The sequence below is a fragment of the Bradyrhizobium sp. NAS80.1 genome (genome assembly GCF_001908205.1).
Lineage (GTDB): Bacteria > Pseudomonadota > Alphaproteobacteria > Rhizobiales > Xanthobacteraceae > Bradyrhizobium.
The window spans coordinates 1-8,628 of the sequence record NZ_LGHL01000274.1 but is presented as its reverse complement, the minus strand read 5'-3'; the positions used below and the strand labels follow the sequence as shown (position 1 = coordinate 8,628).

At 65.1% G+C, this 8,628-nt stretch carries 9 protein-coding genes; 1 reads left to right on the top strand and 8 read right to left on the bottom strand.

The window, feature by feature from the left end:
* Window positions 1–165: 165 nt before the first annotated feature.
* The 8 genes from AC629_RS41175 to flgB form a co-directional block, all read right to left on the bottom strand.
* Complete coding sequence (locus AC629_RS41175) at window positions 166–1,167, bottom strand: Tim44 domain-containing protein (protein ID WP_084810376.1); 1,002 nt, start codon at window positions 1,165–1,167, stop codon at window positions 166–168.
* Window positions 1,168–1,376: 209 nt separating this feature from the next.
* Complete coding sequence (cckA, locus tag AC629_RS41170) at window positions 1,377–3,962, bottom strand: cell cycle histidine kinase CckA (protein WP_084810375.1); 2,586 nt, start codon at window positions 3,960–3,962, stop codon at window positions 1,377–1,379.
* A 155-nt stretch (window positions 3,963–4,117) separates the two neighbouring features.
* A complete protein-coding gene (flhB, locus tag AC629_RS41165; protein WP_084810374.1) occupies window positions 4,118–5,197 on the bottom strand; it encodes a flagellar biosynthesis protein FlhB in 1,080 nt (359 codons plus the stop codon).
* A gap of 175 nt (window positions 5,198–5,372) precedes the next feature.
* Entirely contained in the window at window positions 5,373–6,143 is a 771-nt protein-coding gene (gene fliR, locus AC629_RS41160) for a flagellar biosynthetic protein FliR (RefSeq protein WP_084810373.1), read from the bottom strand.
* A 17-nt stretch (window positions 6,144–6,160) separates the two neighbouring features.
* On the bottom strand, window positions 6,161–6,424 hold the full coding sequence (gene fliQ / locus AC629_RS41155) for a flagellar biosynthesis protein FliQ (protein ID WP_074123897.1): 264 nt from the start codon (window positions 6,422–6,424) through the stop codon (window positions 6,161–6,163).
* Window positions 6,425–6,560: 136 nt separating this feature from the next.
* Window positions 6,561–6,869 (bottom strand): flagellar hook-basal body complex protein FliE, encoded by a 309-nt coding sequence (gene fliE, locus AC629_RS41150; protein ID WP_084810372.1) that lies wholly within the window; start codon window positions 6,867–6,869, stop codon window positions 6,561–6,563.
* Between the two features lie 16 nt (window positions 6,870–6,885).
* A complete protein-coding gene (gene flgC, locus AC629_RS41145) occupies window positions 6,886–7,311 on the bottom strand; it encodes a flagellar basal body rod protein FlgC (RefSeq protein ID WP_074123898.1) in 426 nt (141 codons plus the stop codon).
* A gap of 18 nt (window positions 7,312–7,329) precedes the next feature.
* Complete coding sequence (gene flgB, locus AC629_RS41140) at window positions 7,330–7,734, bottom strand: flagellar basal body rod protein FlgB (RefSeq protein WP_084810371.1); 405 nt, start codon at window positions 7,732–7,734, stop codon at window positions 7,330–7,332.
* 351 nt (window positions 7,735–8,085) lie between these two features.
* On the opposite strand from flgB, the gene AC629_RS41135 reads away from it, so the two are divergent.
* Window positions 8,086–8,628, top strand: a 543-nt coding sequence (locus AC629_RS41135) for a flagellar biosynthetic protein FliO (RefSeq protein ID WP_210419191.1), incomplete at its 3' end; no start/stop codon positions are given.

The window sequence follows — 8,628 nt, the reverse complement described above, 5'->3', positions numbered from 1 at the left end:
CTTCCTCCCCACATTCGGTCGCCCTCATGCAGTTGCGCTTCACTTCGCTCGCCATGATCAGCTTACGATGGGACTTCCACCCACAAGAGTGCGCCCATGCTGGGCGCACAAAGAAAAAGGCGCCGTGCAACAGCACGACGCCTTGGTTTCTGATGTCGCGGGCGATCAGTTGGTCTGCTGGATCGCCGACAATTCCCAACCGCCGCCCGGGCGACGGGCGAACGTCCAGACTTCGGTGACCTCGCCTGGCTGCTCGCTGCCGGCGACAACCGCGCCGGTGTTGCGATCGAGCGTCTTGTCGGTGAGCGCGAAGCGCAGCGCCACCGTCGCATAGTCGGTCTCGCCTTCGCGCCAAGCTTCCGCGAGGTCGCCCTGCAACAGCTTGACGTTGGTCACCTTGTTGACGACGTTGCGCGCGCGGTTCTGGCCGAGGTCCTGCTCGAAATAGGAGACCATTTCCGGCGTTGCGAGCGTGTGCAGCTTGGCCACGTCCTCGTTGGACCAGGCGGTCTGGATCTCGCCGAGCAGACGCTCGAACGCCTCATAGTCGGCGGGGCGGATTTCGAGCGGCGCGTTGTTGGCGCCGAAGCCGAGGCCACCAAGACCACCAGTGAGGCCGCTGCGATAGTTCGGCTGTGGTCCCGGACCGGCGCCTGCATCAGCATTGGCATACGCCGCCTGCGGGGTGTGGCGGCGCTGCCACCACGACATCGCCAGCCGCACCACGAACACCACGAGCACGATCTGGATGATCAGGCCCAGGATCGACGACAGGCCGCCGAGACCACCGAACAGGCCGCCTCCGAACAGCATGCCGAGCAGGCCGGCGCCGAGGAAGCCGGCCGCAAGGCCGCCTAGGAAGCCGCCGCCACGGCCGAACAGGCCGCCGCGCGCGGGTGCGGTGGCGGCCGAATTCATGCCTGCACCCGGCTGGGTGTAGGTGCGGTTGAACTGCGAGGTCGAGCCCGGCGCGGTCGTGGTCGACGGCGGGGCCGAATAGGTCCGCGAGCCGCGCGAACCCGACGAGAAGCCGCCGCCGACGCGCGCGTCAGCGGACGAGATCGCCAGAGCAGTCGGCAGCGCGAGCGCCAGCACGACGGCGATCGTCTTGAAAAGACTGCGGCTACGTTGCGAGAAATTCATGTGCGTTTCCCAAATCCCCGGCATGGGGAGGTGCCCCTAAGATGGGCAGACTTCCCGAAAAGTGAAGTCGGTTTCGAAACCTGTGGCTGCGGCCCTCAGTCGCGGGGATGTGGCAAAAGCCCATATTTGACGGGGGTTTGGCCGGGAACGTGCCGGAACCACGGTCGCAGGTTACCGGCGGCTATACGACGAAATTCAGCTTTTTCCCTCGCCATTGTGAGAGCGCGCTGCCCTCACCCCGACTTCGTCATCGTCTCCTTCACCGCCGCCACGAGCTGGCTGAGCGTGAATGGCTTCGGCAGGAAGTCGAACTGCTGGCCTTCGGGCAGGCTCTTCTCGAAGGCGTCCTCGGCGTAGCCGGAGACGAAGATGAACTTGATGTCGGGGTTCTGCTCCCGCATCGCCTTCAGCAGCGTCGGACCGTCCATCTCCGGCATCACGACGTCGGAGACGACGAGATCGATCGCGCCGCCCTGCTCTTCCAGCACCTCCATGGCCTCAACGCCGTTCTCGGCTTCGACCACGGTGTAGCCGCGCGAGCGCAGGCCGCGTGCGTTGAGGGCGCGCAGGCCTTCTTCGTCCTCGACCAGCAGGATGGTGCCCTGTCCGGTGAGATCGGTACGGGGCTTCGCCTCCACTGCCGCGGGTTCGGCTTCCTTCGCCTCGCCATTGGTTGCCGCAACCGCGGCCGCGGGTTGCTCGACCTGCACCTCCGGCTCGGCATGATGGCGCGGCAGGAAGATGTGGAACGAGGTGCCCTGCCCCGGTTCGGAGTCCACGTAGATGAAGCCGCCGGTCTGCTTGACGATGCCGTAGACGGTGGAGAGCCCGAGGCCGGTGCCCTTGCCCACTTCCTTGGTCGAGAAGAACGGCTCGAAAATCTTGTCGCGGATGTCGGCGGGAATGCCGGTACCGGTGTCGGCGACCTCGATCCGCACGTAATCCGCCGCCGGCATGCCCTTGTAGGCGAGCTTGCCTGCGTCCTCGGTGGTGACGTTGGCGGTGCGGATGATCAACTTGCCGCCGTCGGGCATGGCGTCGCGCGCGTTCACCGCGAGGTTGACGATGACCTGCTCGAACTGGGAGACGTCGACCTTCACGGGCCAGAGGTCGCGGCCGTGGATCAGGTCGAGCTTGACCTTCTCGCCGATCAGCCGGCGCAACAGCATGGTGAGATCGGAGAGCGCATCGCCGAGATCGAGCACCTGCGGCCGCAGCGTCTGCCGCCGCGAGAACGCGAGCAACTGCCGCACCAGAGTGGCGGCGCGCGTCGCGTTCTGCTTGATCTGCATGATGTCCTGGAACGACGGGTCGGTCGGCTTGTGCGCGTTCAGCAGGAAGTCGTTCGCCATCATGATGGCAGAGAGCACGTTGTTGAAGTCGTGGGCGATGCCGCCGGCGAGCTGGCCGACCGTCTCCATCTTCTGCGACTGGTTGATCTGGTTCTCCAGCGCGCGCCGCTCGGTGGTCTCGAGCATGTGCACGATCGCGGCTTCCGCGTCGTTCTCCGCCGCGTCGACCGGTGTGACAAAGAACTGGCCCCAGCGGTCCTTGGTCCCTTCCAGGGCCACCTCGACCGGCGCGATGTCGGCCCGGCCTTCGGCGGCCTGGTTGATGGCCGCGATCAAGAGGTGACGATCACGCGCATTGACCGCGCGGAAGATCGACTTGCTGGCGCTGTCGAGCCCGAGGGCCTGCCCGAGCTTGGCGTAGCGCGCATTGGCGCGCACGACATTGCCGCCGCGGTCGACGGTCGCGATCGCCATCGGCGTATGGTCGAAGAAACGCATAAAGCGCACTTCGGCGGCACGGTCGGGATCGCTGCGCTCGTCGCGGGCACGGCTGATCACCAGCGTGCGCGACGGCCCCGGCTTGCCGTCGGCGCCGAAGGCCAGCTTGTGATAAAGCCGCACCGGCATGGTCTTGCCCGTGCGCATGCGCAGGTCGATGTCGAAGACCTCGGTCTTCACCTCGCCCGGCACCGCCACGATCGCGGTCAAAAGCGAGGCGCCATCGCCGGAGACGATGTCGGTGAGCTTCAACCCGCCAGAACCGATCTCGGCGAGGTCGTAATCGAGCCAGTTCGCCAGCGTCGCATTGACATAGGCGAGCTCGCCGGCCGGATTGACCGAGAAGAAGCCGCAAGGCGCATGATCGAGATATTCGATGGCGTGCTGGAGTTCCTGGAACACGTCTTCCTGGCGCTCGCGATCGCGGGTGATGTCGGCGATCGACCACACCGCATATTTCGCCTCGCGCTTGCCCGCGCCGAGCGGACGCACCCGCATGCGCAGCCAGCGGCCCTGGCTGCCGTCATGGCCGGAGATGCGCACCTCTTCCTGCTGCCGCTTGCCTTCGCGCGCCGCTTTCAGCAGGCGGAACACCGCTTCGGAGACATCAGGGTTGCCGATGAAGACGCGCTCCACGGGGCGCACGTCCTGCGGGCCGGCGGCGCCGGTCAGCGTCAGATAGGCCGCGTTGGAGTAGACCACATGGCCGCGCGGATCGGTCACAGCGTGGCCGTCGAAGGCGTGGTCGGCGATGCGCCCCATCACGGGATCGTCGAGATTGCGGTCGACGAAGCGAATGATGCCGGCAGCGAAGGCGAACAGGTTGAACAGGCCGATCATCGCCAGCACGGCGAGGATGCCGAGGATGTAAGGCTGCGCCTGCGCGCGCCCGAGCGTCATCAGCCCGACGGCGGCCCCGACGAGGCCGGCGGCCACCAGCAGCACCAGCGCAATGCTGCCCGAGCGCGGCGACGGCTCGTGCGCCGCAACGGGCTCGCGTGTGAGGTCGTGGTCGGTCTCGGCGGTCATCTCAAGCTGGCGCAGCCTGTCGGCAGAAAACGGACGCGCTCCCCGCGCGCAACGGGCCTTCCCTGCCTGAATCGGACCCGCAGACGCAAGGGCGGCAAGGCTGAAACGTACGCTGATTCCCAGATTACGGCCATTTCCGGTAATTTTCCGGTATTTTATCCCCGCCCGGCGCCGAATCCGCGCTTCAGCCGCATGACGTAACCGATGACTTCGGCCACCGCATGGTAGTGCTCGGTCGGGATTTCCTGGTCGATTTCGACGGTGGCGTAGAGCGCACGGGCCAGCGGGACGTTCTCGACGATGGGAATGTCGTGCTCGCGCGCGATCTCCCGGATCTTGAAGGCGAGATTGTCGACGCCCTTGGCGACGCAGATCGGCGCCGTCATGCCGCGCTCGTAGGACAGCGCCACGGAATAGTGGGTCGGGTTGGTGATGATCACGGAGGCCTTGGGAACCGCCGCCATCATGCGCTTCCTGGAGCGCTGCTGGCGCAATTGCCTGAGCTTGCCCTTGATGTGCGGGTCGCCTTCGGACTGTTTGAACTCTTCCTTGATCTCCTGGAGCGACATCTTCTGCCGCTGGAACCAGCTGCGATACTGGAAGAAGTAATCGCCAATGGCGATGATCGCGAGCGCCGCGACCACCGCACCGAGCAGATGGATGGTCATGCTGGTGGAGGCGGCCAGCATGGCGGCCGGATCCAGCTTGACCATCGCCTCCATGCGATGCCGCTCCGGCCACAGGATCGTGGCCATGACCGCGCCGAGCACGAGCAGCTTGCCGAGCCCCTTGAGGAAATTGGCGGCCGCCTGCTTGCCGAAGATGCGCTTGAAGCCGGCGGCGGGCGAGAGCTTGCTGAATTTGGGCTTGATGGATTCGGCCGACCAGACCAGGCGATGCTGGAGCATATTGCCGGCAACGGCCGCCAGCACCAGCATCAGCAGGGGCACGCCGATCGCCGCGATCACGGCGAACTCGATCTGCTGCATCAGCGCGAGCAGGTTCCCGCCGTCGGTCTTGATCATCCAGGAATTGGCAAGCAGGTTGCGCATCGGCGTCACCAGCCCGCTGCCGACCGAGCCGGAGAAGGTCGAGACCACGAGCGTGCCGCCCGCGATCATGAACCAGGTGTTGATCTCCTGGCTCTTGACAACGTCGCCGCGTTCGAGCGCCTCGTCGAGGCGTTTTTGCGTCGGGTCTTCTGTTTGATTCTCGGGATCCTTGTCTTCCGCCATGTAGCGCCCGCTTTCCGAAGTTCGTCAATTTCGCTGCCCCCGTGCACGAACTTCGGAAAGCAAAAGGGCGCTACAAGAATTTAAGTTGGCTAGTGCCGCTGATCGATTTGAAGTTCCTGGTCGGACTCGCGGCTCGTACTGCAGGAACTTCAAATCGGCGGCACTAGCTCCCCCGTCACCTGAGCGGCATCATCTGGTGCATGACACCGATGAAGTAGTCGAGATACGTGCCCATCATGGCCGTGATCACTACACCAAGCACCAAAAAGCCCGCGAAGATCGACAGCGGCACGCCGACGAAATAGACCTGCATCTGCGGCATCAGCCGCGCCAGCACGCCGAGCCCGATGTTGAAGACGAGGCCGAACACCAGGAACGGTCCGGAGAGCTGCAAGCCGAGGCGGAACGCGGCGGCGAAGGCGCGTGTTGCGAGCGAGGCGACGTCGCCGCTCGACACGGTCTCGCCGGGCGAGAAGATCGTATAGCTGTCGTTCAGCGCCGCGATCACCAGATGATGGCTGTCGGTGGCAAACAGCAGTGTCACGCCCAGCATGGTCAGGAAGTTGCCCACCAGTACGCCCTGCTGTCCCTGCGTCGGATCGACCGAGGTGACGAAGCCGAGCCCCATCTGCTGCGCGATCACGGAACCCGCGACCTGGAGCGCCGCTAGGGTCACGCGCGCGGTCGCGCCGAGCACAATGCCGATCGCGATCTCGTGCAGCATCAGCACCAGCAACGGCGCGAGCGAACCCATGTCGACGTGGTAGGCGTTGCGGTGCAGCGGCAGGATGATCAGCGTGAGCAGGAGCGCGATCGACAGCTTCACCCGCGTCGGGATGTTGGTCTCGCCCAGGCCCGGCAGCAGCATCACCATCGCGCCGACCCGGGCGAAAGCGAGCATGAAGGCCGCGGCGAGCGCCGGCAGCAGCGAGACGTCGATGCGCATAATGGGCGCATTGTGCCTCAGCCGCCGATGATTCGCGACGAGATCCGCAGCATATGGGCGTGAAGCGAGTCGGCCATGAATGGCAGCGCCAATAGCATCGTGGCAAAGATGGCCAGGATCTTCGGCACGTAGATCAGCGTCTGCTCCTGGATCTGCGTCAACGCCTGGAACAGCGACACGATCACGCCGACCACTAGGCCGACCAGCATCAGGGGCGACGACACGATCACGATGGTCCAGATCGCATCGCGCGCGACGTCCAGGGTTTCGGGTCCGGTCATTTGAATTCTCACTCTCGATTGTTTTTCGTCATTGCGGGGCTCGCGAAGCGAGAACCCGGAATCCATCCAACCGCAGCGTCGGTAGCACCATGGATTCCGGGCTCGCGCGGCGCGCGCCCCGGAATGACAGCCTCCGTCAGATCGGCATCTTCATGATGTCTTCATACGCCGCGATCACGCGGTCGCGGACCGAGACCAGCGTGGACACCGCAACGTCGGTGTCTGCAACCGCCGTCACCACGTCCATCACGTTGGCCTTGCCGGCGGCCATCGCCACCGTCTGCGCGTCGGACTTGCGGCCGGACTCCATGACGCTGCCGACAGCATCTTTCAGGAGCGACGCGAAGGATTGCCCGCCCGCCTCGCTGCCCTTGCCGACGCCGCTGTTCTCCAGCACGCGGGCGAGGTTGGCATAAGCGTTGGCGGCGATTGACGGAGATGCCATGGCTTAAGTGTCCTGTTCAGCTCTTGAGGATGTCGAGCGTGCGCTGGATCATCCGGCGCGTCGCACTGATGATGTTGAGATTGGCCTCGTAGGACCGCTGCGCGTCGCGCATGTCGGTCATCTCGACCACTGAGTTCACGTTGGGATATTTGACGTTGCCGCTCGTATCCGCCGCCGGATTGTTCGGCTCGTATTTGACGCGGAAGTTGGACTGGTCCGGCTTGATCTTGCCGAGGGTGACGACCTGCGCGTCGAGCGTGCGGTCGAGCGCGGAGGAAAAGGTCGGCACCTTGCGCCGGTAGGGATCGCCGCCGGCGGTCTGCGATGTCGAATCCGCGTTCGCAATGTTCTCCGAGATCACCCGCATGCGCCCGGCCTGCGCGCGCAGGCCGGAGGTCGCGATCGCCATCGAGCGGGCAAAGTCGCTGCTGTCATTCGCCATGATGCGTTTCCTCTAGCTCTAGCCCTTGCCGATCGCGGTCTTGAGCAGATGCAGGCTCTTCGAATAGAGCGAGGTCGCCGCCGCATAATCCATCTGGTTGCTGGCGGCCTTCATCATCTCCTCTTCGAGGTTGACGGCATTGCCCGCGGGGCGGGTTTCGAAGCCTGCGTTCCCGTTCTGGTCGAATCCGGAGGCCGCGCCGGACGGTGTCATGTGGGAGGCGCTGGTGACACTCAGCGCAAGCGGGCCCATCGAGCCTGTGACGGCGCCGGCCTTGTCGAGCTTCGGCTCGACCAGGTCGCGCGGCCGGAACTTGGGCGTATCGGAATTGGAGACGTTTTCGGACAGGACGCGCTGGCGCTCCTGGTGCCACTGCATCTTGGTGCGAAGCGCCGACAGCACCGGAAGGTCGTTGATGGACATCGTTGCGGTTCCTTCCGCCTCTCGGGACCCTGCGGTCCGAAGCTAGGCAGAATTTGCCGCGTGTATGGTTAACAGATGGTTAAGGATGCCATCGATGCATGTCCCCGGCCGGGACACGGCTTTGCGACCCCGTGATTCTACGTCCCGGAAAACGGCATTAACCCAACCGCTTGGCGGCGTATGCACAGGCCAAGAAGTCGTTTTGGATCGAGCGATTCATGGGTTATTAAGAGTTGGGGACGGCAAAACTTGCCGTGGGACGTTAAGAAATCGCAGTTTGGGGCATCCCACGCCGGTGGTTGGCGCATCTGACCATGGGCACGAGAAAAGCGCCATTTGTCGGGGACAAGTATGCAAGGCAGCCCTATCACCTTCATCGTCGCGTTCATCGTCGTCCTGGCGTTGATCGGCGTCGCTGCGTGGCTGGTTCGCCGATTCGCCGGCAGCCGGCTCGGCGCCAACACCCAGCGCGGCAGGATGCCCCGGCTTGCCGTGATCGACGCCGCCGCCGTCGACGGCCGGCGCCGCCTGGTGCTGGTCCGGCGTGACAATGTCGAGCATCTCCTGATGATCGGTGGTCCCACCGACATCGTCGTCGAACCGAACATCGTGCGTGCCGCGCCCGGCCGCGACCAGCTCCCACAGCGTCCCAGCGCAGCCGAGCCGCCGCGTCTCGCGCCCATGCCGGACACCGGTGCCTGGGCCGACGAAGCACCACGGCCCGAATTGCTCGATCATCCCGAGCCGCAAATGCCTGAGCCGCCGCCGCGGCCCGCGCGTCCCTCCTTCGCCGACGAGGTGCGCCGGCCCGCTCCCGCTTTGGCTGAACGCCGCAGCGAGCCGCCACTGGCAGGCTTTCCGCCCGAGCCGATGGCGCCGCGCCCCGAGCGCGAG